Below are 21,463 nucleotides of genomic sequence, written 5' to 3' on the forward strand. Positions count from 1 at the left end.
ACTTGATGGCGGCACGGGCGGCGCCCATGCTGCGACCGTGTTTCCCTCCGACGGCGGGCACGCCGCCCCAACACCGCACACCTCGCGGCCCGAGGACGACCTCACAGCGCTGGAGGCCGTCCTGACCGAGGTGTCCGGCGCCGTGGTCGCCTTCTCGGGCGGGGTCGACTCCTCGGTCGTGGCCGCCGTCGCCGCCCGGGCTCTGGGGGAGCGTGCGCTCGCGATCACGGCCGTATCGCCCGCGGTGGCGACGGGCGAGGTCGACGCGGCGGTCGCGGTGGCGACCGGCATTCCTGTCGCGCACCGCCTCGTGACGACCACCGAGCTCGACCGGGAGGGCTACCGCCGCAACGACCGCTATCGCTGCTACCACTGCAAGACCGACCTCTACGAGCGTCTGACGGCCACGGCGCGCCAGGCGGGCGACTGGACGGTGCTGTCGGGCGCCAACACCGACGATCTCGGCGACTGGCGGCCGGGACTGATCGCGGCGGCCGAGCACGGGGTCCGGCACCCGCTCGTCGAGGTGGGCTTGGGCAAGGCCCGCGTCCGCGCCGTCGCCCGGCTCCTCGGGCTCCCCAGCGCCGCGAAACCCGCGTCGCCCTGCCTGGCCTCGCGGATCCCTTACGGGACCCTGGTCTCGCCCCCGGCCCTGGCGCGGGTCGACCGGGCCGAGGCCGCCCTGCACGCACGCGGGTACGCCGTCCTGCGCGTGCGCCACCACGGCGACATGGGCCGTGTCCAGATCGCGGGCGAGGAGCTCGGTCGCCTCGACGCGCCCGGGGAGCGTGAGGCCGTCGTCGCCGCCGTGCGCGCCGCGGGCTACCGCGAGGTCGAGATCGACCCCCACCCGTTCCGGTCCGGCTCGCTGAACCTGGAGATCACACCCGCGTGAGCGAGACGCCCGACGCTCTGCCGGACGCCGACCGCCGCACGCGCACCGGGATCCCCGAGATCGTGTTCGCGGAGGGCAAGCCGCCCGAGCGCACCCTCGATCTCCTCGCCGACCTGCGCCGCCTCGACCCGGCCGGCCCGGCGCTGGCGACGCGCTGCTCCGCGCCGGTCCTCGACGGCGCACCGGACGCCTTCCACGGCGAGGAGGTGGCGGTCGACCGCGTGGGCCGGACGGTGACGGTCGGGCCCGTTCCGCCGCCGCGCGGCGACGTCGTCGTGGTGACCGCGGGCACCACCGACCTGCCCGTCGCGCGGGAGTGCACGGCGACCCTGGCCGCGCTGGGGGTCGGAGCACGCACCGTCGCGGACGTGGGCGTGGCCGGACTGCACCGCCTGCTGTCGCGGCTCGAGGACGTACGCCGCGCCGACGTCGTGGTCGTCGTCGCGGGAATGGACGGCGCGCTGCCCGGCGTCGTCGCGGGGCTCGTGGCCGCGCCGGTGATCGGGGTGCCCACCAGCGTCGGCTACGGGGTCGCGGCCGGGGGCCGGGCGGCGCTGGCGACGATGCTCGCCGCCTGCAGCCCCGGCCTGGTCGTGGTGAACATCGACAACGGTGTGGGCGCCGCGGCCCACGCCGCGAAGGTGCTGCGCCGTGCCTGACACCGCCTACGTCGACGCCACCGCGGGCGCCGCCGGCGACATGCTCCTCGGCGCCCTGCTCGACGCCGGTGCGGACCTCGAACGGGTCCGCGACGCCGTCGACTCCCTGGGCATTCCGGGGCTGGGGCTCGACGTGGTCCGGGAGCGTCGCGGCGGGTTCGGCTGCCTGCGCGCCGTCGTCACGAGCCCGGAGGCTCCGGACCGGGAACGCCGACTTCCCGACGTCCTCGACCACGTCCGGCAGGCGCGCCTCGACCCCGCGGCGCGCCGGCTCGCGCAGGACGTCTTCACGCTCCTCGCACGGGCCGAAGCCGCCGTCCACGGCGTCGTCCCGGAGGAGGTGCACTTCCACGAGGTGGGCGCGTTCGACGCACTGGCCGACGTCGTCGGCGTCGCCGCCGCGGCGGCATCGCTCGGGCTGCTCGAGGAGGGCGCCGCGACGTGGTGCTCGCCGCTCGCCGTGGGCCACGGGACGGTCCGCAGCGCTCACGGCCGGCTGCCGGTTCCCGCCCCTGCGGTGCTGCGCATCGCCGCGGACGCCGGCCTCGAGATCACCGGCGGCGACCTCGAGGGCGAGCGCACCACACCCACCGGGGCGGCGCTGCTGGCCGCGCTCGCCACCCCCGGCCCACTGCCCGCCCAGCGGGTCACTGCGGTCGGCGTCGGCGGGGGCCGGCGCGACCCGGCCGACCGGCCCAACGTCACCCGCGTCGTCCTGGGCCACGCGGCCGGGGCGCCGGGCCGACGGGGGCACGACGAAGTGCTGGTGGTCGAGGCGACCGTCGACGACCTCGACCCGCGGCTGTGGCCCTCGGTGCTGGCCGCCGTCCGCGTGGCCGGCGCGTGGGACTGCTGGACCACGCCGGTGGTCGGCCGCCACGGACGGCCCGGCCAGGTGCTCTCGGCGCTCTGCGCCGAGACCGTGCGCGAGGCCGTCGTCGAGGCGGTCTTCCGGCACACCAGCACCTTCGGCGTGCGCTGGTCGCGCTGGGAGCGCGCCACCGCCCGCCGCCGCGCGGTCCGCGTGGAGGTCGGGCCCCCGGGGTCGGCCCAGGAGGTGACGGTGAAGGTGGCCGACGACCCCGACGCGCCTGGCGGCCTGCCCGTCGCCACGCCCGAGCTGTCCGAGGCCGAGGCGGCGGCGAGCGCCCTCGGTTGGCCGGTGCGGACGGTGGTCGAGGCGGCGCTGGCGGCCTACCGCCGGGGCCGCTAGGAGGTCCTGATCTCGATCTCGGGGCCGCGGCGCAGTGTGTTGGTGACGTAGCAGACCCGCTCGGCCGCGGCAACGAGCCGATCGAGCTCCTCGCCACGGGGCGCCTCGGCGTGCACGGTCACCCGCACGGTGGCGAAACGCGGCCCGTCGTAGGTGCCGGTCGCGTCGACCTGGACCCCTCGCAGCTCGATCCCGCGCTTGGTCGCGCTGTGCGAGAGCGCCAGGGTGAAGCACGAGGAGATCGCGGCGAGGAAGAGCTCCGTCGGCTGGGGGCCCTGGTCGGTGCCGCCGGCGGAGGCCGGCTCGTCGACGGTGATCGCGAAGCCGCCGGCGTCGACCGTGCACCGCATGGCCTCCTTCCACACGGCCGAGACGGTGCGCTCAGCCACGGGGGCTGCCCTGCAACACCGCTGCAACAGCATCGACGAGGGTGGTGGGCATCACGTTTCGGACGACGAGATGGGAGACGGGCCGATGAGCGTCGACAGCACGGTGCACCCGGTGGTCGTGCCGCTGACCGGCCGCTCGCCCGCGGCGCACGTCGGCGCCGAGCGGTGCCGGCCCGAGCCGCGCACCCGGGCCCATCACGACCGCCTCCTGCGTGTGGAGGACGACCCCGACGAAGTCGTCGAGCTCCTCGAGCTGGCCGTCACGTGGAGCGAGCTCGACTACTCCGAGGTCGAGGTGGTGCCGCCGGAGGCGTGGATCGACTTCGCGGTCGTCCACCGGTGGCGCCATCCCGAGCGGGTGCTTCGGCTGTTCTCGCTGGCCGCGGACGTCGCGCTGCGCGGCCCGCACGTCCTCCCGGTCCCCGGCCCGTCGCCCTGTTCGGTGACGGAGGCGGCCCGGCTCGGGCTCGCGGACGCGGACCTGCTCGCGAGTGAGCTCTGAGCCCCTCATCGCCCGCTCCGGGGCAGGCGTGTCACCGCGCGGCGGGTCAGGTCGTAGGCGGTCGCCGCGGCGTCGCCCCGGCGCAGGCCGATGCGCCCGGTGTCGTCGATGCGTCCCACGACGGCGGCCGCGAGCTCGCGGTCGCGGAACGCCGTGAGGACCTCCTCCTCGCGTCCTGTGGGGACGGCCAGCAGGAACCCGAAGCTCGGGAAGCACGTCAGCCATGTCGCCGTCGCCACGCCCGGCGGGGCCGGCAGGACGTCGAGGTCCACCTCGACACCGAACGTGCCCCACTCGAGCAGCATGGCGAGCGAGCCGACCAGGCCCGCCATGCTGATGTCCTTGGCCGCGACGCAGGCGCCGGAGCGCGCCAGCGCCGGGAGCACCCGGACGTCGTCCGCGCACCGCTCGCCGCGTCTCTCGAAGGCGGGGAAGAACGGGAAATCGGTGCGCATCGCGCCGTCGGTGGCCGCGGCGACGACCAGGCCCTGCCCGGGCTCGATCCGCGTCATCGACAGCGGGGTGCCGACCTCGCCCAGCGCGAACGCCGAGATCGACGGGTCGCCGTCGTGGCGGGTCAGGTGACCGCCGACGATCGGGAGGCGGTAGAGCCGGCAGGCGTGGCGCATCCCCTCGAGGGCGGCCCGGGCGGTCGCCTCGGACGCCACCACCGTGTCGACGATGCCGAGGGGCAGCGCGCCCATCGCCACGACGTCGTTGACGTTGGCGAGAACGGCGGCGAAGCCCGCGCCCCACGGGTCATGGGCGACGAACGGGGGCCACAGCGCCTCCCCGCAGGCCACCACCGACCCCGTCGACGTCGCGACGACGGCGCCGTCGTCGCCGGGCCCGCTGGTCCAGTCGGTGTCCCCGAGGACGTCGCCGACGAGGCCGATGTCCGCCTTGGCCAGCAGCCCGGGGTGCGCGGCGACCACCCGGACGATCTCCTCGAGCTCGCTCTCCGCCCGCGTTCCCGGTCCGGCCACGACCGCTCCTGCCACCTCGGCACCTCCTCGACGTCGTCTCGCATCGTAGGTGTACATCTACTATCTGATCTACCATCGAGGCCATGGCTCCTGCGAGCTTCCTGACACTGCCCGCCCGGGCGCCCAAACCCCGCTCGGTCGGGCTCACCCACGTCCTCGACCCCGGTGCGACGTCCGCGCGGGCGGCGGATCTCCTGGGCGGGGGCGCCCCGTACGTCGACATCTGGAAGACCGGGTGGGGCACCGCCTATGTCGACGGGCGTGTCGGGGAGAAGCTCGCGGTGCTCGCGGACCACGACGTGGCGTCGTGCCTCGGGGGGACGCTGCTCGAGATCGCCTGGGCCCAGGGCGCGGCGGAGGCCTGCCTGGCGTGGGCCGACGCGGCGGGCTTCACCCACGTCGAGGTGTCGCGAGGCACCGTGCCGATGTCGCTCGACGCGAAGCACGAGCTGGTCCGGCGCGCCGCCGACCGGTTCGTGGTGCTCACCGAGGTGGGGGCGAAGGACCCGCACCAGCAGCGCTCGCTCGGGCAGTGGAGCGACGAGGCCGGCCGCGACCGTGCGGCCGGGGCGGCGCTCGTGGTGGCCGAGGGCCGGCAGAGCGGCACCGTCGGGATCTACGACGGCGAGGGGTCGGTCCGCGAGGCCGTGGTGGACGCGGTGGTGGACGCGGTGGGGCTCGACGGCGTCGTGTTCGAGGCTCCGCGGGCCGGGCAGCAGGCGTGGTTCATCCGCCGCTTCGGGCCGGGCGTGAACCTCGGGAACGTCGCGCTCGAGGAGATCCTGTCGGTGGAGACGCTGCGGCTGGGCCTGCGCTCGGACACCGCCCACGTCAGCGTCCCCGACGCGATCACCCCGGAGCCCGTCCGGTGACCCGCCCCGCCAACCGGATCCCCGGGCGCTACCGCGGTGTCGCCGTGGCCCGGTACGACGGGCCGCTGGACGAGGAGTCGTTGCGCGCGCACTTCCTCGGGCGGGAGGCGTACTGGAAGACGCGGTTCCTGGTGGTACGGCCGCACGACGACGCGGACGCCCGTGTGGCGCTGCTCGCGGTGGGTCGGGACCCGGGCGAGGCGCTGTTCAGCCCGATCACCGCGGTCGACCTGCTCGCCGGCCCCGACCAGTGCGTGGGCGTGCACCGCCCGGAGGTCGACACCGCCATCCCGTCGGCGCTCGTCGCCGTGGCCGCCGAGGTCCCGGGCGCCCGCGCCGTGGTGGTGCAGGGTCGCTACGAGCACGTCAACTTCGTCGTCGACCCCGACCCGCTGCGGGTGGTGGTGCGCGAGGTCGTGCCGCCCCATCCGGCGAAGCTCGTCGACCAGGCCCGACGCATCGTCGACGTGACCGAGGGCCTGCGGCCGCTGCGCCTGGAGAGCGAGGTCGTGGACCTCGCCGACCTCGCCCGGCGCCGGCCCGCGGAGCACTACCTGCTGCCCTGCCGTGGTGGGGGCAGCGAGATCCCGGGTGTGCGGATGTCCTACCTCGACGAGCGGCCGGAGCCGGCCGACTGGACTCTCATCGGCTGCGAGCGCTCCCGCCGGATCCACCACTGGTTCTACGGCCGCGACGCGCCGCAGGTGGACTTCTGCCCCAAGGTCGACCCGGCCGCCGCCGGCCCGGGTGCGCTGCTGACCAAGTGCTGCCTGCAGCAGGAGGAGCTCGACGAGGGCGTCGCCATCGGGCCGGACGGCGAGACGACGTGGGTCGCGGTGCCGTGGGGCGCCTCGCTCGAGCACGTGCGCGAGGCGCTCGGCCGCCTCGCCGAGCGGGGGGTGCCGCCGTGGTCACCCGCCTGACCGACTCCCCGGTCTACGCCCACCTCTGGTCGACCCCGGAGCTCGAGGAGGTGTTCGGCGAGACCGCGCGTTGGCAGGCCTGGCTCGACGTCCTCGTCGCGCTGGCCCGCGTGCAGGCGCGCCACGGACTCGTGCCACCCGAGGCCGCCGAGCAGATCGCCGCGTCGGCGCGGACCGAGCACCTCGACATGGACCGGGTCGCCGCCGGGACGCGCGTGACCTCGCACTCGACGCTCGGGCTGATCCGCGAACTGCAGCGGGTCCTGCCGGAGTCCGCCCGCGAGCACGTCTACGTCGGCGCGACGGTGCAGGACGTCAGCGACACCTGGTTCGGGCTGGTCATGCGCGACGTCGGCGACCTCGTCCGGCGCGACGTGCGGGCGCTGGAGGCCACGGTGCTGGGGCTGGCGGAGGCCCACCGCGACACGCCCATGGCCGGGCGCACCCACGGCCAGCCCGGCGCTCCGATCACCTTCGGCTTCAAGGCGGCCTCCTGGGCCGACGAGCTACGCCGCCACCTCGACCGGCTCGACGAGGGACGCCCGCGCTGGGCGGTCGGGCAGCTGGCCGGCGCGGTGGGGGCGCTGGCGTTCCACGACACCGACGTCGACCCGCTCGACCTGCGCCGGGACTTCTGCACGGAACTCGGGCTGGGCGACCCGGGCGCATCCTGGCTCACCAGCCGTGACCGCGTCGCCGAGTTCGGGCAGGTCCTGGCCCTCGTCGGCGGGACGCTGGCCCGCATCGGCGGCGAGATCTACGAGCTCGCCCGCCCCGAGATCGGCGAGCTCGCCGAACCCACCACGGCGACCGCGGTCGGCAGCATCACCATGCCGCACAAGCGCAATCCCGAGGTGAGCGAGCACCTCGATACCCTCGCCCGACTCGCGCGGGCCGCCGCCGGCGTGCTGCTCGAGGGGACCGTGGTCAGCCACGAGCGCGACGGCCGGGGCTGGAAGGCCGAGTGGGTCGCCCTGCCCGAGATCTGCCTGCTGACCGGCACCGCACTGGGGCTGGCCCGCACCCTGCTCGACGGGCTCGAGGTGCACGCCGACGCGATGGTGGCCAACCTCGACCGCTTCGGCGACCGGCTGACCTCGGAGCGCGTGCTCGCGGGGCTGTCCGGACGTCTCGGCAAGCACGCCGCCCAGGATCTGCTGCAGGGCGTGCTGGCTTCCGGCGAGGGCGTCGTCGACGCACTCGTGACCCGCGGGGTCGCGTCGGCCGACGAGGTGCGCGGGTGGATGACCCGGGACGCCGGGACGACCGCCGCCCGGATGGTCGACGACGTGGTGAGCAGGGCCCGCGGCCGGGAGCCCGGACCGTGATCCCGCCACGCCTGCAGCTCGGAGTGCTCCCGACGCCGCTGGTGCCCGCGCCGCGGTTGGCCGGCGCGCTCGGGTGCGACGAGCTGTGGATCAAGCGCGACGACCTCGCGGGGTTCGGCGTGGCCGGCAACAAGACGCGCCCGCTGGAGCACCTGCTCGGCGACGCGCTCGCCCGCGACGCCGACGTGCTGATCACCGGGGGCGGCCCGGACTCGAACTTCGTGGCCGCCGCGGCGATGGCGGCCCGCGTCGCCGGCCTGGCGTGCGAGCTGGTCGTGTGGGGTGCCGGCGCCCTCGGCCCGACCCCGAACCTGACCCTCGCCGCCGCCGCGGGCGCGGACATCGTGCCACTGGGCGACGATCGCCGGGAGCGCGTCGATCTCGTCGTCGCCGAGCGCGCCGCCGCGCTGCGGGCCGCCGGGCGCCGGCCCGTCGCCGTCCCGCGCGGGGGCTCGACGGCCGTCGGCGCGGTCGGCTTCGCCCGCGCGGCCACCGAGCTGCTCACGCAGGGTCCGGCTCCCGCGTACGTCGTCCTCCCGCTGGGCTCCGGCGGCAGCACTGCGGGCCTGCTCGCCGGGCTGACCGCAGCCGGCGTCGACACCACCGTCATCGCCGTGTCGGTCAGCCGCCCGCCCGCGGAGATTACCGAGAAGGTGCTGGGCCTGGCCCGGGAGAGCGCCGCGCTGATGGGGGCCGCCCCGCCCCGGCCCGACCGTCTGGAGGTCGTCGACCACCGCGGGCCCGGCTTCGGCGTCGCTGCGCCGGACGACCGCGCGGCGGCCGCGACGGTCCTGCACACCGAGGGGCTCCTGCTCGACGACACGTACGGCGCCAAGGCGTTCGCCGTCGCCCTCGCCCGGCTCCGGGACGGCCTGCCCGGCCCCGTCGTCCTCTGGCACACCGGGGGCGTGGCCTCCGCCCTGGCGCACCTCGCCGACCACCCCGCCCCGACAGGAGCCCCATGACCGTCCGTCGCCGCGAGGAGGGCCCGCCGCGCGCCGCCGCGGCCCCCGAGCTCGTCGACTCCGGGTTCACACTGGAGAACGCCGACGCCCCGTTCCTGCACCGTGGGCTCAACCTGGCCGACATCGGCCACGTGCTCGACCTCGCGCGGCGCGGGCTGGTGCCCGACGACGCCCGCCGCACCCTGCTGGGCCTGCTCCTCGAGGCCGATGCCACGCCTCCCGAGGAGTTCCCGTACGACCCGGAGCTGGGCGAGCCCTACAACTCGCGCGAGGCCTACTTCGTCTCGCGGGTCGGCGACATCGCGGGCTGGCTGCACGCCGGCCGCCCGCGCCGCGAGGCCGTGCGGATCGCGCTGCGGCTGCACGTGCGCCGGCAGATCACGGAGCTCGTCGCAGAGACCGCCCGGTTCGGATCCGCCGCGGTCGCCCGCGCCGAGGAGCACGCCGAGACGGTGATGCCGGACCAGACCTACCTCCAGCACGCGCAGCCCTCGACGTTCGCCCACTACCTGCTCTCGTTCGTCTACTCCGCGCTGCGCGACGGCCGCCGGCTGCTCGACGAGCTCGACTGGGTCGATGCGAGTCCCGGCGGCGCGGGTTGCGTCAACGGCACCCGGCTGCTGTCGGACCGGGAGTTCATCGCGCAGGCCCTGGGCTTCGGCGACGTCATCGAGCACACCCGCGACGCCATGTGGCAGGTCGACGGGCTCATCGCGGTGCTCGCGACCTCGTCGAGCCTGCTGACCAACCTGTGCAAGCTGGCCGAGGACCTCGAGATCTGGTCGTCCAGCGAGTTCGACTTCGTCGACCTCGACGACGGCTACACGCGCGCCAGCGTGCTCATGCCGCAGAAGCGCAACCCCTACGCCCTGTCGATCATCCGCGGGGCCTCCGGCGTGCTCATCGGCCGGCTGTCGGGCTTCCTCGCGGTCACCAAGAGCCCGTCGGCGCGCAGCGACAACCTCATCTACGCCTACGGGGAGGTGCCCCGCGCCCTGGACCTCGCCCTGCGCATCGTCCGGCTCTCCACCGGGGTGGTCCGCACGCTGCGGGTCAACGGCGAGCGGCTCGCCGAGGAGGTGCGCGACGGCTACACCCAGGCCACCGACCTCGCGGAGCACCTCGTGCAGGTCTGCGACGTCGACTACCGCACCGCCTACCTCATCGTCGGGCGCACGGTGCGGGCCGCGAGCCGCGACGGCGTGCCCGGCATCGCCATCACCGGCGAGATGATCGACCGGGCGGCCGTGGAGCACTGCGGCAGGCCGCTCGGGGTAGCCGGCCGCGACCTGTCCGCGGTGCTCGACCCGTGGCGGATCGTGCTCTCGCGCAGCGCCCGTGGTGGTGCATCGCCCGAGGCCCTCGCCCGGATGACGACGCGCCTGCGCACCGAGATCACCGACCTCGCGGCGGCGGCCGCCGATCGCCTCGCGGGCCACGACGCCGCCGAGACCGCCTTGCTGACCACGGCCCGCCGGGACGCGACGACCCCGCCCGGACCGACGGAGCCCGTGATCCCCACCGACCGCGGAGGAGCCCCGTGAACACACCCGACACCCTCCCGTCCGTCGTCCTGCCCGAGGCGGTGGAGGTCGTCAACGTCGGCCTGCCGATGTTCGCCGACGCCGTGCGCGCGCAGGGCCGGCCCGTCGAGCACGTCGACTGGCGACCCCCGGCCGGCGGGCGCCCGGACGCGATCAGGGCGCTGACCCGCCTGCACGCCGAGCGCGGCGCCACCATCGACGCGGCCAATGCCGAGGTCCTGCGCCGGCTCGACACCGGCGTGCCGTTCCTCGTCGGGGTCGCGCCGGCGAGCGAGGTCGTGCCCGGCGTCGCGGGCCGGGTGCTCCTGCACTGCGGGCCGGCCATCCCCTGGGACCGGGTCGCCGACCCCCTGCGCCGCTCGATGCGCGCGGCCGCCGTCGCCGAGGGCTGGGCGGCCGACACCGCCGCTGCCGACGCGCTCCTCGCCGCCGGCGAGGTGCGCCTGGAACCGGCCAACCTCCACGACACCGTCGTTCCGATGGCCAGCGCGATCGGCCCGTCCGCCCCGGTCCTCGTCGTCGAGATGGCGACCCCGGACGGCGTCGTGCGCACCTTCGCGCCGATCAACCAGGGCCCCGGCGAGACCGCCTGGTTCGGCCGCGACACCCCGGCGGCCGTCGAACGTCTGCTGCTGCTGCGTGACGTGGCCGGGCCCGCCGTCGCCGCGGTGCTCGAGCGGACGGGCCCGCTCGATGTCCTCGCCGTCGCCGCGCAGGGCATCACGATGGGCGACGACCTCCACATGCGCACCCAGGCCGCGACCAACCTGCTGGTCCGCACCTGGCTGCCGCAGATCGCGGCCCTGCCCGACCACCTGCGGGAGCGCTTCGCCGCGTTCCTCGGCGGCAACCACCTGTTCTTCCTCACCCTCGCGATGGCGTCCGCCCGGGCGCTGACCGCATGGGCCGGGCGCGTCGAGGGGTCGAGCATCGTCACGACGATGTCGCGCAACGGCACGACGTTCGGCGTACGTCTCGCCGGGTCCGAACGCTGGCACGTCACGGACGCGCCGTCGGTCGGCGAGGCGCTGTACTACTCCGGCCACGGGCCGGACGACGCCGCGCCCGACATCGGCGACAGCGCGGTGCTCGAGCTCGTCGGCCTGGGCGGGCCGGCCGCGGCCAACTCGCCCGCGGTGGCCGCGTTCCTCGGTGGCACGATGGCCGACGCCGCCCGTGCCACCGAGGTCTTCCGCCGCATCTGCGGCGGGGCCAGCAGCCGCTTCACCCTGCCCGCCCTCGGCTTCAGCGGCACTCCGGTCGGCGTCGACGTCCGCTCGGTGGTGGAGCTGGGCGTCACCCCGAAGGTCACCACCGGCATCCTCGCCGCGCACTCGGGTGTGGGACAGGTCGGCGCCGGGGTGGCCACCGCGCCCCTCGACTGCTTCGTCGCGGCCCTGCTCGAGCTCGCGGGGGAGTAGCCGTGGTGCCCGTCGTCGACGTGGGGGAGGGGGCGCACGCCGTCCTCGCCCGTCCGAGCCGGGGACGGGTGGTCGCCGTGTACCGACGGGCCGCCTACCTGCACCTCGACGGCGGGATCGTCGCGCTCACCGACACCTCCGCCCCCGCCGGGCCGCGGCACGTCCGGTGCACCGTCCTGCCCCGGCTGCGGGAGGGGTTCCCGGTGGCGAGCGACGGGGTGCGGCTCACCGGCGGGGAATGGGCGCTGCGCGTCGACGGTCCCGTGTGGCGCGGTGAGCTACCCGACCCGGACGCGCTCGCGTGGGCCCGCGAGGTGCATCCGGAGGCGGACGGCGTCGCCGTGGAGCCGGCGGTGGCGGCCCTCGTCCGGGCGGGCCGGATCGAGGACCTCGCGGCGGCCGTCGGCGGGCGCGGGCCCGGGCTGACGCCCGCGGGCGATGACCTGCTCGCCGGCGTCCTGGTCGTCGCGCGGCTGTGGTGGGGCGCCGGGTCGCGTCTCGACGCGGTGGCGGGGGCCGTGTCGACCACGGAGATCGCGCGGGCATTCCTCGTCGAGGCCGCGCGGGGACGCTGCATCGCGCCGGCGCACGACTGGCTCGTGGCGGTCGCCGCGGGCCGGGCCGACGACGCCCTGCGCGCGTCACGGCGGCTGCGGGCGACCGGAGCGAGCTCGGGCGCCCACCTGGCCGCCGGGCTGGGGCTGGCGGTGTCTCAGCTCCCGCGTACTGCGAGCCAGACGGCCCGGGCGGGGCCGGACCCCGTGGCGTGCCACCGAGCCGGGCGGTCGCCCGGATAGTGCAGCGTGTCGCCGGCCGCCACGACGTGGCGCTCGCCCGCGAGCTCGAACGTCAGCTCCCCGGAGAGGACGTGCACGAGGACCTCGCCGCTGCGGGGCCCGTCGTCGGCCCCGGCACCACCCTCGTCGATCTCGGTGATCGTGCCCTGCAACCGGAAGCGCGCGGCCGGGCCGGTGATGCCGGCCCGGTGGACCCCCGGCTCCCCGGACGGGAGCTCCGGGCGGGCGCCGGCAGGTACGACGCTCGCGACGGGTTCGGCGGCCCCGTTGTCCACGAAGTGGCCGATCGGGCGCTCCAGGGCCTCGGCGAGCTTCAGCAGCGTGGTGATCGTGGGGACCATGTCGCCGCGCTCGACCTTGTGCACCGAGGCGGCCGAGACGTCCGCGCGGCGGGCCAGCTGCTGCAGGGACAGACCCGCCTGCTGGCGCAGGTCACGCACCTTGGGCCCGATCGCGTCGACGACCGACGCCCAGCCGGGGGCCGGCGGGGGAACCGGGTCGGGCTCCGCCATGGGGCCTCCTTGACACGCTAGGTGCGGTTAGTATCGTAAATGACCATCACCTATGGTGGTCATCCCGGAGCGGCCCGGTGGGTCCGGTGTCACGTCGGCCCGCGCCGCCGCATCGTACGAGTCCGACGAGGGGTTCCGTGTGCCGCACAAGACCGTGATCATCGGCGGCGGGGCCGCCGGTCTGGGCGCCGCCGGCGGGGTCAAGGCCGCTCGTCCGGACGCCGAGGTGGTCGTCTACACCGAGTACGAGGACGTCGCCTACAGCCCCTGCGGCATCCCGTACGTGCACGGCAAGGAGATCTCGGACTTCGACAAGCTGTTCCTCGCGAGCAAGGAGCAGTACGTCGAGGCCGGCATCGACGTGCACTACGAGACCACGGTGGCCAAGGTCGACACGGCGGCGCGGAAGGTGCACGTCGACGGCGAGGGTGCCGTCGCCTACGACACGCTGATCTTCGCGACCGGCTTCGAGTACGCCGACCCGGGCGTCCCGGGCAGCGACCTCGACGGGCTCTACTACGTCAAGAACATCCGCCGGGCCATGGAGTGGGACCGCGTCCTCGACTCGGTGAAGAAGGCCGTGGTCGTCGAGGCGACGCCGCTCGGGGTCGAGATGACCACCTCGCTGGCGCACCGCGGGATCGAGACGCACCTCGTCGACCCGCACTCCTGGCCGCTCGGGGAGATGGCCGACCCGGACATCATGGCGCCGGTCGAGGAGTCATGGCGCGAGCTCGGCGTCACCAGCCATTTCAACACCGAGTTGCGCGGTTTCGTCGGGCAGGGCCACGTCACCGCGGTGTCCACCTCCGACGGGGAGATCCCCTGCGACCTCGTCGTGGTGGCCACGCACAAGGTGGCCAACGCGCGGCTCGCCGCGGACGCGGGCCTGAAGATCGGAACGACCGGCGGGGTCATCGTCGACGAGCGGATGCAGACGTCGGTGCCCGGCGTCTACGCCGCCGGCGACTGCACCGAGATTCCGCACGGCCTGACCCGCGTGCCGCTGCAGGGGCTCACCGGCAGTCACGCCTACGCCCAGGGCAAGACGGCCGGCACCAACGCCGGCGGCGGCGATCGGAAGTACAAGGCGGTCTACGTCCCCTGGGGCACCCCCGCCGGCAAGTGGATCATCGGCGGGGCCTCGTTCGGCGAGACCACCGCGACGGCGCTCGGGATCCCGTACGTGCTCGGTCAGGCCCAGGGCATCTCCCGCGCCCGCTACTACCCGGACGTCAAGCCGGTGAAGGTGAAGCTCCTCGCCGAGCCCGGGTCGCTGCGGCTCATCGGCGCCCAGATCGTCGGGGGTGAAGGCATCAAGGAACGCGCCGACTTCCTCGCGATGGCCGTCAAGCACGGTTTCACGTTCCACGACCTCGCCACGATGGAGAACGTCTACTCCCCGGCCATCGGTGCCCTCAACGAGCCGATCGTCGTGGCCGCCACGAACGGGCTCGACGAGCTCCGTAAGGCGGGGAAGCTCTGAGATGGCGACCCGACGCCGGCCCTCGTTCTCCCGCTGGCTGCGGGAGAACTCCGAGCACTACCTGATGATCGACGCCCACGAGCGGCTCGCCCGGCGCTACTCCGGCACGCGCCCGCCGTCGCGCCCGCACGGGATCGCGGAGCTCTTCTGGCGGCGCGTCTTCGCGCCGGTCTACCGGGCGCTGCCGTGGCCGCTGCGCCACCGCGTGATGCGGGCGATGCCCGGGAGCCATCGGCAGGCCTGGTCACCGCCACCCGAGCCGCGGGAACCGGCCGTGTGAGGACACCGGTGGGCGCCCGCCCGCCGGAGCAAGAAGTGTCAACCGAACGAGGGAAGAGGTGGCCGACGGTGGCTCAGATCGTGGGCGAGCGCGTCAGCAAGGGCGACGCGATCGTCGACTACGAGGAGAAGGTCTTCGACGACATCCAGGCCGAGCAGGGCGAGAAGGCGTACATCTTCATGCACACCGTGCCCTTCGAGGGTTCGGTCGGGCTGGTCAACATGCTCACGGCCACCCGGGTCAACCGGAAGGGCTTCGACACGAGCATCGTGCTGTTCGGCCCCGGCTCGCTGATGGCGTCGGCCACCCGCGGTTACCCGAAGGTGGGCGACGAGGCGTTCCCGGGCGGGCTGGGCTACAACAACCAGCTCCAGACGTTCATGAACGAGGGCGGTCACGTCTACGCGTGTCGCTTCTCGGCGGCCATGCTGTACGGGATGCGCGAGGTGGACATGCTCGAGGGCGTCAAGCCCATCAACCCCCTCGACGTCCTCGACGCCCAGCTCACCGCGCGCCGCGAGGGCGCGCTCGTGATGCAGACCTGGACCGTCTGACGCGGTGCTGTCGGGCGGCCGGCGACGAGGCCGGCCGCCCGAGGACCGCCTCCGTACCGAGAGGAGGACCGGCATGGACTCGATCGCGGACATGGGCGGGACCCAGGCATGGGGACCCGCCCAGGTCCCCACCGATGAGCCACCCTTCGCCGAGCCCTGGGAGGGGCGCAGCTTCGCCCTGACCGTCCTGACCATGGGACGCATCTCGGGCCGCAACCTGGACGCGTTCCGGCACGCCCTGGGCCGGCTGCACCCGATCGACTACCTCGTCGACGGCTACTACGGCCGGTGGCTCAACGCCGCCGAGCTGATGCTCACGGACAGCAGAATCCTGGCTCCGGGAGCCGTCGACGCCCGTGCACGCCGCAACCGGGGCGAGGACGTCACGGAGCCGCCGTTCCCCGAGCCGTCCCGCCCCGACTACAAGCCCACCGCGGCGGGGTCGCTGCGCGAGATCGACCGCGACCCGGTGTTCGCGGCCGGCGACGCGGTGCGGACGAAGGACATGCACCCCGAGGGACCGACCAAGCTGTCGGGCTACCTGCGCCGACGGTCGGGCACCGTCACCGCGATCCGGCCGCCGCACGTGCTCCCCGACACCCACGCGGTCTTCGAGGGCGAGAACCCCCAGCACGTCTACACCGTCGGCTTCTCCTCCACGGAGCTGTGGGGCCCGGACGCCGAGCCGTTCACCGTGCACGCGGATCTCTTCGAGAGCTATCTCGCCAAGATTCCTGAGAGTGAGGCCGACCAGTGAGCAAGGCCGCCCCCGCCGACCGCCTCTCCCCGGCCCTGCGCACCGAGGCGCTCGAACAGCTCCTCGTCGAGCGGGAGCTGGTCGACCCGGCGGTGATGGACAAGTTCATCAAGACCTACGAGCAGGACGTGGGCCCGCTGAACGGCGCGAAGGTCGTCGCCCGCGCCTGGACCGACCCCGGGTATCGCGCGTGGCTGCTGCGCGACGGGACCGCGGCGATCAAGGACATGGGCTACGGCGGGCCGCAGGGCGAGCACATGGTGGTGCTCGAGCAGAGCGACGAGGTCCACCACGTCGTCGTGTGCACCCTGTGCTCCTGCTACCCGTGGCCTGTGCTCGGCCTACCGCCGAGCTGGTACAAGGACCCGGCGTACCGGGCGGGGATGGTGCGCACGCCGCGCCGGGTGCTGCGGGAGATGGGCCTCGAGGTGCCCGAGGGCAAGCGGATCGAGGTCTGGGACTCCAGCGCCGAGGTGCGCTACCTGGTGCTGCCGCAGCGTCCCCCCGCCACCGAGGACCTCGACGCCGAGGCGCTCGCGGCCCTCGTCACCCGGGACGCGATGGTCGGGGTCGCGGAGGTGGCCGCGCCGTGAGCGCGACCTCGTGCCCGCCCGGGCCGGTCCTCGAGATCGAGGGTGTGGCCGCGCCGCCGCGTGCCAACGGGGAGCTCGTGTTCGCCGAGCCCTGGGAGAGCCGCGCCTTCGGGATGGCGGTGACCCTCGCCGAGGCCGGCCTGTTCACCTGGGACGAGTTCCGCGACAGCCTCGTCGCGCGCATCGCCGCCTGGGAGGCCGACCACGCGTCCGGCGAGGAGTACCGCTACTACCGCTGCTGGCTCGCGGCCCTCGAGGACCGCGTGGTGGCCGCGGGCCTGCTGCATGACGCGGCGGTGGCCGAGCGGTCCGCCCGCCTCGCCGAGCGTCCCGCGGGCCACGACCACCCCGACGACCACGGGCACGGTCACGGTCACGGTCACGGTCACTGACGGAGCGCTCCGCGAGGGGCCTCCCGCACCTCGTCGTAGATCGCGGCGTGGCGCTGCGCGCTCCGGGACCAGCGGAACCGGCGGGCCGTCGTGCGGCCGCCCTCGACCAGCCGGCGGCGCAGCGCGGTGTCGGCGTACATCTCCCGCATCGACGCGGCCAGCGCCGCGCTGTCGCCGGACCGCGGCAGCAGCGCGTCGTGGTGGTCGAGCAGGTACTCGCGGAACACCGGCAGGTCCCCCGCCAGCACTGGAAGGTCGGCCGCCATCGCCTCCAGCACGGCGAGGCCCCAGCCCTCCTTCACGGAGGGGAAGCACAGCGCGTCGGCGCTGCGGTACCACGCGCCGAGATCGGCCTCGGACAGCGTGCCCAGCAGCACGACGTCCTTGCCGAGCGCCAGGCCGAGTCCCGGCAGCGCGTCGAGCGCGGCCTCGCGATAAGGCGCGTAGTCCTGGAAGGAGTGCCCGCCGACCACGGCGAGCATCGGCGGGCGGCGCATCGTGCGGACCAGCTCGCCCAGGGCCTCGAATGCGTGGTGGGTGCCCTTGCGGGGTTCCACCCCGCCGACGGCGAGGAAGAGGAATCGGTCACCCTCGTCCGACGAGGCGCCGATCGAGGCCCGCAGCGCGGCGCGGCGTGCGGCCGTGACCGGCGGGAAGCGGTCGGGGTCGACACCGTTCGGCACGACGGTGGCCTCGGTGGCGTAGTGGTCGTGCAGGATCCGCTTCCAGTGCTCGCTGACGACGAGCACCCGGTCCGGCTCGATGATCGCCTCGCGCTGGCAGGTGATCAGCGCCCGGGTGGTGAAGTCGTCGACGTGGTGCACGGTGCGCACCACCGGCACCGGGACGTCCGCGTCGCGCACGCGTGCTGCGGCCCGGGCGGCGATGCAGTCCTGGGCGTGCAGGACGTCGTCCGGTTCGGTGATCGCACCGAGCGCCGCGGTCAGCGCGTCGATCGACTCGAACACCCGGTCGGTGAGCGTCCCCGTCTTCGCCGGCGCCGGCAGCACCGTGTGCGGTACGGCGGTGGGCCGGAAGAGGCCGACCGCGGGATCGCCCTGGGTGAGGACGTGGACCGGGTGACCGAGCGCGTGCAGCGCCTCGGCCAGCGCGAGCGTGTGCACCATGCCGCCCCGGGGCGACGTGGAGTGGGTGACGAGGACGACCCGGCCCTTCACAGCGCGACCTCCGCGAGCGCAGGCTCGCGGCGGGCGATCGCCGCGGCGGCCAGCGACGCGCGGGCCGCGGTCTCGGTCACCACGCATCCGGCGTCGCGGAACGCCCTGCGCTGGCGCTCCAGGCCCTGGGGGTCCTGCTCGGTGCCCAGGACGTAGACGACCACGCGGGGCCCGCCGTCGGCGGTGATCTCCGCGCACACGGGCGCGAGCTCGGAGGCCGGGTCGGGGTGCGATCCGAAGCCGAGGACGACGTCGAGCACGATCGCGGCGACCTCGGGGTCGCGTCCCTGCTCGCGGAGGTGCTCGAGGCGCGCCTCGGGGTCGATCATGGGGTGTGGTCGACCGCGGGTGTACTCCTCCTCCCCGAGGTCCAGGCAGAGGTGCGCCGACGCCGGGGCCGGGAGCCCGAGCTCCTTGTCGACCGGGGTGTTCGAGTACACCGCGCCGAGCACGCGGCCCAGCACGACGAGCGACTCGTAGCAGAGGGTCCCGCCGGAGAAGAGGCCGCGCACGAGTGTCCGCTCGGCGTCGAGTCGGCCGATCGCGTCCTCGACCTGCGGGCGCAGGCCGCCGGTGACGTCGGGGCGAGGGAGGCCCAGGCGGTCGAGCGTCGCGAGGACCCCCGCCTCCAGCGTGGTCACCGTGTCCGGGCCCGGCTCCTCCAGCCCGACGAGGGCGGCCACGAGCGGCGTGCCGTCCGCCTCTGCGGTCACGGTGGCCGCGACCCGCGGGTCCGGCGGCTTGGAGACCAGCAGGATCGCCTCGGTCGCCGGGTCGGCCGCGAGCGCGCGCACGGCCGCGCGGCCCATCGTGCCGCCCACGTCGGCTCCGAGGTCGCGGCCACCGAGGCCGACCACGTGCGTCACGCCGACGCCGGCGCGGTCGAGCAGCGCGGCGGCCTCCTGCGCGCCGGTACCCGCGGCGGCGACCACCGCGACCGCCCCGCGGCGCTCCTGCAGGGGAGCGACGACGTTGGCGAAGCCCAGGCAGGTCCGGCCCAGCATCGCGGTGCCCGCGCCCGGCCCCATGACGAGCAGGCCCAGCGCCTCGGCGCGCGTCTTCAGCTCGACCTCGGTGGCGACGGGGACGTTGTCGCTGAACAGCAGCACGTGCAGGCCGGCGCTCAGGGCCTTGTGGGTCTCCAGGGCCGCGTGCTCGCCGGGCACGGAGATCACCGCGACGTTGGTGCCGGGGTGCCGGGCGAGGGCCTCCTCCTGCGTCCGGGCCGGGCCCTGTCCGGTGTCGGGCTCGGCCTCGGCGCTGCGGGAGGCGAACATGGCCTCCCGGCCCGCCTCCTCGGCGGCGTCGACGGCCCCCTCGCTGGCCGCCCGCACCGCCAGGACGAGGTCACCGGGCCCGGCGTCGGCGAGCTCGGCGCGGTCGAAGCCCTCCTCCGCGAGCGTCTCGACGTTGGCGGGTGTGGCCATCGCGGCGGTCGCCCAGTCCACGCCCTCGACCGCGCGCATCGCCCGGGTCCCCGAGAGCTGGACGACCGAGTCCAGGTAGGTGTCCTTGACGATCCGGACCCTGGTGGTCACGCGCGCACCCCCACGATCCTCGTGCCGGTGGCGTCGTCGGGGTGCGTGCCGGCCGCGTCGAGGGAGGGCCCGGCCCGGTCGGCGGTGGTGATCACGGCGGTACGCCCGCCCTCCTTGATGAAGCGGATCGCGGCCCGGATCTTCGGGCCCATGCTGCCGTCGGGGAACTGGCCGTCGTTCAGGTGCTTCGTCGCCTCGTCGACGGTCATCTCGTCGATCGCGCGCTGCTCCGGCGTGCCGAAGTCGAGGTGGACCTTGGCGGTGTCGGTGACCAGCACGAGGGCGTCGGCGTTGACCGAGGCCGCGAGCCGCTGCGCGGTGAAGTCCTTGTCGATGACCGCGTCGATGCCCTCGAGGCCGCGGTCGCCGGCCATGACCGGAATCCCGCCGCCGCCGGCCGCGACCACGATCATGTGCTGGTCGATGAGCGCGCGGATCGCGTCGACCTCGACGATCCCGACCGGCTTCGGCGAGGCCACCACGCGCCGGAAGCCGCGGTCGCCGTCCTTGGTGATCTGCCAGTTGCGGGCGGCGGCGAGGCGGCGTGCCTGGTCCTCGGTGAAGAAGGGCCCGACCGGCTTGGTGGGGCGGTCGAAGGCCGGGTCGGCCGGGTCGACCATCACGTGGGTCACCACCGACACCACGCCGGGCAGGCGGCCCCGGCCCTCGGCGAGCAGGGCCAGGCCGAGCAGGCTCCCGAGCTGGCCCTGGGTCATGGAGTTGACGCAGAACAGCGGCAGGGCAGGGACGATCGACGCGGCCTCGTCCTGCTGGATCGCGAGGTTGCCGACCTGGGGTCCGTTGCCGTGGACGAGGACGACGTTCCAGCCCGCGTCGCGCAGGGCACAGACCGCGGCCGCCATGGCGCGGGCGTTGCGCGCCTGCTCCTCGTAGGTCCCCGACTGCCCGTTGCGGGTGATGGCGTTGCCGCCGAGCGCGACCACTGCGGTCCTGGGCACGAGCTCCTCCTCCGCGGGCGACCGGGGCGCCACCCACGTCTACTATAGTAGATGATCAGCACCCATCCGCGTACGCACGTCGGAGGTTCCGCATGGAGTGGGACGCCGCCCGGACCCGGTGGCGCTCGGCAGCCGACCGGCTGTGGTCGGTCGCGCTGATCGACGAGGAGGGCTACCGGCGAGCGGCCGGCGGTGTCGGCGCGGTGCTCGGCGCGCTGCGAGGGGCCGTCGCGACGCGGGCCGATCTGCTCGCGGTGGACGGCGCACCGGAGCGCGTCCTCGCCGGGCTCGGCGGGCAGAAGGTCGAGGCGTCCCCGCTGGTCGTCGCGGCGGCGTGCGCGGTGCGCGCCGACGAGATCGACGCCGAGCGGGACCGGGCGTCGCGGGTCGCCCTGCTGGCGGCGGCCCGCGTGGAGGGCCGCTCCTGGGCGGTCCTCGCCGACGGCGTCACCCGCTCGATGTCGGTGCACGTACCCACCGGGGTCGCCCTGGTGGAGGTCGAGGACCCGTACCGCCACCCCGCGCCGTACGGGCTCCGCGAGGTGGTCCTCGCGACCGACACCGGTGACCCGGTGGACGGGCACGGCGGCGCGGAGGACTGGTTCGCCGACCGGGCCGAGCGGGACGCCGCCCTGGAGCGCCGCCGGGCCGAGATCGCGTCCCTTGACGCCGGACGACCCATGGTTTCCGATGAGGGATGAACGTTTCCTGTAGTCAACA

Annotated in this window: 24 protein-coding genes; 18 read left to right on the forward strand and 6 right to left on the reverse strand. The window is 74.9% G+C overall.

The window, feature by feature from the left end:
• The first annotated feature begins 37 nt into the window (after positions 1–37).
• From larE to larC, 3 genes are read left to right on the forward strand one after another with little or no spacing between them, the layout of a single operon-like run.
• Complete coding sequence (gene larE / locus C8D89_RS20245; protein ID WP_116709930.1) at positions 38–895, forward strand: ATP-dependent sacrificial sulfur transferase LarE; 858 nt, start codon at positions 38–40, stop codon at positions 893–895.
• On the forward strand, positions 892–1,554 hold the full coding sequence (gene larB / locus C8D89_RS20250) for a nickel pincer cofactor biosynthesis protein LarB (protein ID WP_116709931.1): 663 nt from the start codon (positions 892–894) through the stop codon (positions 1,552–1,554). The genes larE and larB overlap by 4 nt, the downstream gene beginning before the upstream one ends.
• Positions 1,547–2,767 (forward strand): nickel pincer cofactor biosynthesis protein LarC, encoded by a 1,221-nt coding sequence (larC, locus tag C8D89_RS20255; RefSeq protein ID WP_207787334.1) that lies wholly within the window; start codon positions 1,547–1,549, stop codon positions 2,765–2,767. The genes larB and larC overlap by 8 nt, the downstream gene beginning before the upstream one ends.
• On the opposite strand, the gene C8D89_RS20260 is transcribed toward larC, so the two are convergent.
• Complete coding sequence (locus C8D89_RS20260) at positions 2,764–3,156, reverse strand: OsmC family protein (protein WP_165825825.1); 393 nt, start codon at positions 3,154–3,156, stop codon at positions 2,764–2,766. The genes larC and C8D89_RS20260 overlap by 4 nt on opposite strands.
• Positions 3,157–3,241: 85 nt before the next feature.
• Here C8D89_RS20260 and C8D89_RS20265 point away from each other — a divergent pair, with 85 nt between their 5' ends.
• Positions 3,242–3,658 carry a hypothetical protein gene (locus C8D89_RS20265; protein WP_116709933.1) on the forward strand — a complete coding sequence of 139 codons (417 nt, stop codon included), beginning with the start codon at positions 3,242–3,244 and terminating at the stop codon, positions 3,656–3,658.
• Positions 3,659–3,663: 5 nt separating this feature from the next.
• Here C8D89_RS20265 and C8D89_RS20270 read toward each other — a convergent pair whose 3' ends face one another.
• Entirely contained in the window at positions 3,664–4,644 is a 981-nt protein-coding gene (locus tag C8D89_RS20270) for an AIR synthase related protein (RefSeq protein WP_165825826.1), read from the reverse strand.
• A gap of 83 nt (positions 4,645–4,727) precedes the next feature.
• On the opposite strand from C8D89_RS20270, the gene C8D89_RS20275 reads away from it, so the two are divergent.
• The 7 genes from C8D89_RS20275 to C8D89_RS20305 are packed head-to-tail and all read left to right on the forward strand — an operon-like array spanning position 4,728 to position 12,494.
• Positions 4,728–5,516: a phosphosulfolactate synthase gene (locus C8D89_RS20275; RefSeq protein ID WP_116709935.1), complete on the forward strand. Its 789-nt coding sequence runs from the start codon at positions 4,728–4,730 to the stop codon at positions 5,514–5,516.
• The gene (locus tag C8D89_RS20280) at positions 5,513–6,439 is read left to right on the forward strand and encodes a DUF7714 family protein (RefSeq protein WP_116709936.1); all 927 of its coding nucleotides are present in this window, start codon (positions 5,513–5,515) and stop codon (positions 6,437–6,439) included. The genes C8D89_RS20275 and C8D89_RS20280 overlap by 4 nt, the downstream gene beginning before the upstream one ends.
• Positions 6,424–7,767 (forward strand): class-II fumarase/aspartase family protein, encoded by a 1,344-nt coding sequence (locus tag C8D89_RS20285; protein WP_116709937.1) that lies wholly within the window; start codon positions 6,424–6,426, stop codon positions 7,765–7,767. Before C8D89_RS20280 ends, C8D89_RS20285 begins: the two co-directional genes overlap by 16 nt.
• Complete coding sequence (locus tag C8D89_RS20290; protein ID WP_165825827.1) at positions 7,764–8,732, forward strand: 1-aminocyclopropane-1-carboxylate deaminase/D-cysteine desulfhydrase; 969 nt, start codon at positions 7,764–7,766, stop codon at positions 8,730–8,732. Before C8D89_RS20285 ends, C8D89_RS20290 begins: the two co-directional genes overlap by 4 nt.
• Complete coding sequence (gene argH, locus C8D89_RS20295) at positions 8,729–10,276, forward strand: argininosuccinate lyase (protein ID WP_116709939.1); 1,548 nt, start codon at positions 8,729–8,731, stop codon at positions 10,274–10,276. Before C8D89_RS20290 ends, argH begins: the two co-directional genes overlap by 4 nt.
• The gene (locus C8D89_RS20300; RefSeq protein WP_243418265.1) at positions 10,273–11,697 is read left to right on the forward strand and encodes a YlbE family protein; all 1,425 of its coding nucleotides are present in this window, start codon (positions 10,273–10,275) and stop codon (positions 11,695–11,697) included. Before argH ends, C8D89_RS20300 begins: the two co-directional genes overlap by 4 nt.
• Before the next feature lie 2 nt (positions 11,698–11,699).
• Positions 11,700–12,494, forward strand: a complete 795-nt coding sequence (locus tag C8D89_RS20305) for an oxamate carbamoyltransferase subunit AllH family protein (protein WP_165825828.1) — start codon at positions 11,700–11,702, stop codon at positions 12,492–12,494.
• On the opposite strand, the gene C8D89_RS20310 is transcribed toward C8D89_RS20305, so the two are convergent.
• Positions 12,410–13,006 (reverse strand): helix-turn-helix domain-containing protein, encoded by a 597-nt coding sequence (locus C8D89_RS20310; RefSeq protein WP_116709940.1) that lies wholly within the window; start codon positions 13,004–13,006, stop codon positions 12,410–12,412. The two genes, C8D89_RS20305 and C8D89_RS20310, sit on opposite strands and share 85 nt — an antisense overlap.
• A gap of 55 nt (positions 13,007–13,061) precedes the next feature.
• On the opposite strand from C8D89_RS20310, the gene C8D89_RS20315 reads away from it, so the two are divergent.
• From C8D89_RS20315 to C8D89_RS20340, 6 genes are all read left to right on the forward strand, one after another.
• Positions 13,062–14,492: an FAD-dependent oxidoreductase gene (locus C8D89_RS20315; protein WP_243418266.1), complete on the forward strand. Its 1,431-nt coding sequence runs from the start codon at positions 13,062–13,064 to the stop codon at positions 14,490–14,492.
• Position 14,493: 1 nt separating this feature from the next.
• Positions 14,494–14,772: a hypothetical protein gene (locus C8D89_RS20320; protein ID WP_116709941.1), complete on the forward strand. Its 279-nt coding sequence runs from the start codon at positions 14,494–14,496 to the stop codon at positions 14,770–14,772.
• Between the two features lie 68 nt (positions 14,773–14,840).
• Positions 14,841–15,326, forward strand: a complete 486-nt coding sequence (locus tag C8D89_RS20325) for an MSMEG_0572/Sll0783 family nitrogen starvation response protein (RefSeq protein WP_116709942.1) — start codon at positions 14,841–14,843, stop codon at positions 15,324–15,326.
• Positions 15,327–15,399: 73 nt separating this feature from the next.
• Complete coding sequence (locus C8D89_RS20330) at positions 15,400–16,083, forward strand: SH3-like domain-containing protein (protein WP_116709943.1); 684 nt, start codon at positions 15,400–15,402, stop codon at positions 16,081–16,083.
• Positions 16,080–16,676, forward strand: coding sequence for a nitrile hydratase subunit alpha (gene nthA, locus C8D89_RS20335; RefSeq protein ID WP_116709944.1), 597 nt, complete (start codon positions 16,080–16,082; stop codon positions 16,674–16,676). The genes C8D89_RS20330 and nthA overlap by 4 nt, the downstream gene beginning before the upstream one ends.
• On the forward strand, positions 16,673–17,068 hold the full coding sequence (locus tag C8D89_RS20340; protein WP_116709945.1) for a nitrile hydratase accessory protein: 396 nt from the start codon (positions 16,673–16,675) through the stop codon (positions 17,066–17,068). The genes nthA and C8D89_RS20340 overlap by 4 nt, the downstream gene beginning before the upstream one ends.
• On the opposite strand, the gene C8D89_RS20345 is transcribed toward C8D89_RS20340, so the two are convergent.
• From C8D89_RS20345 to C8D89_RS20355, 3 genes are read right to left on the reverse strand one after another with little or no spacing between them, the layout of a single operon-like run.
• Entirely contained in the window at positions 17,062–18,246 is a 1,185-nt protein-coding gene (locus C8D89_RS20345; protein ID WP_165825829.1) for an MSMEG_0565 family glycosyltransferase, read from the reverse strand. The genes C8D89_RS20340 and C8D89_RS20345 overlap by 7 nt on opposite strands.
• Positions 18,243–19,784 (reverse strand): protein FdrA, encoded by a 1,542-nt coding sequence (locus C8D89_RS20350; RefSeq protein ID WP_243418267.1) that lies wholly within the window; start codon positions 19,782–19,784, stop codon positions 18,243–18,245. The genes C8D89_RS20345 and C8D89_RS20350 overlap by 4 nt, the downstream gene beginning before the upstream one ends.
• Positions 19,781–20,743, reverse strand: coding sequence for a carbamate kinase (locus C8D89_RS20355; RefSeq protein WP_116710016.1), 963 nt, complete (start codon positions 20,741–20,743; stop codon positions 19,781–19,783). Before C8D89_RS20355 ends, C8D89_RS20350 begins: the two co-directional genes overlap by 4 nt.
• Positions 20,744–20,835: 92 nt before the next feature.
• On the opposite strand from C8D89_RS20355, the gene C8D89_RS20360 reads away from it, so the two are divergent.
• A complete protein-coding gene (locus C8D89_RS20360) occupies positions 20,836–21,444 on the forward strand; it encodes a hypothetical protein (protein ID WP_116709947.1) in 609 nt (202 codons plus the stop codon).
• The last annotated feature ends 19 nt before the right edge of the window (positions 21,445–21,463 follow it).

This window comes from Actinomycetospora cinnamomea (assembly GCF_003096675.1).
Classification (GTDB): domain Bacteria; phylum Actinomycetota; class Actinomycetes; order Mycobacteriales; family Pseudonocardiaceae; genus Actinomycetospora; species Actinomycetospora cinnamomea.

Bases quoted from the DNA above. Each gene is read 5' to 3' on its own strand.
- C8D89_RS20265 (WP_116709933.1), top strand. From the start codon at position 3,242: ATGAGCGTCGACAGCACGGTGCACCCGGTGGTCGTGCCGCTGACCGGC.
- C8D89_RS20275 (WP_116709935.1), top strand. From the start codon at position 4,728: ATGGCTCCTGCGAGCTTCCTGACACTGCCCGCCCGGGCGCCCAAACCC.
- argH (WP_116709939.1), top strand. From the start codon at position 8,729: ATGACCGTCCGTCGCCGCGAGGAGGGCCCGCCGCGCGCCGCCGCGGCC.
- C8D89_RS20310 (WP_116709940.1), bottom strand. From the start codon at position 13,006: ATGGCGGAGCCCGACCCGGTTCCCCCGCCGGCCCCCGGCTGGGCGTCG.
- C8D89_RS20320 (WP_116709941.1), top strand. From the start codon at position 14,494: ATGGCGACCCGACGCCGGCCCTCGTTCTCCCGCTGGCTGCGGGAGAAC.
- C8D89_RS20330 (WP_116709943.1), top strand. From the start codon at position 15,400: ATGGACTCGATCGCGGACATGGGCGGGACCCAGGCATGGGGACCCGCC.
- C8D89_RS20360 (WP_116709947.1), top strand. From the start codon at position 20,836: ATGGAGTGGGACGCCGCCCGGACCCGGTGGCGCTCGGCAGCCGACCGG.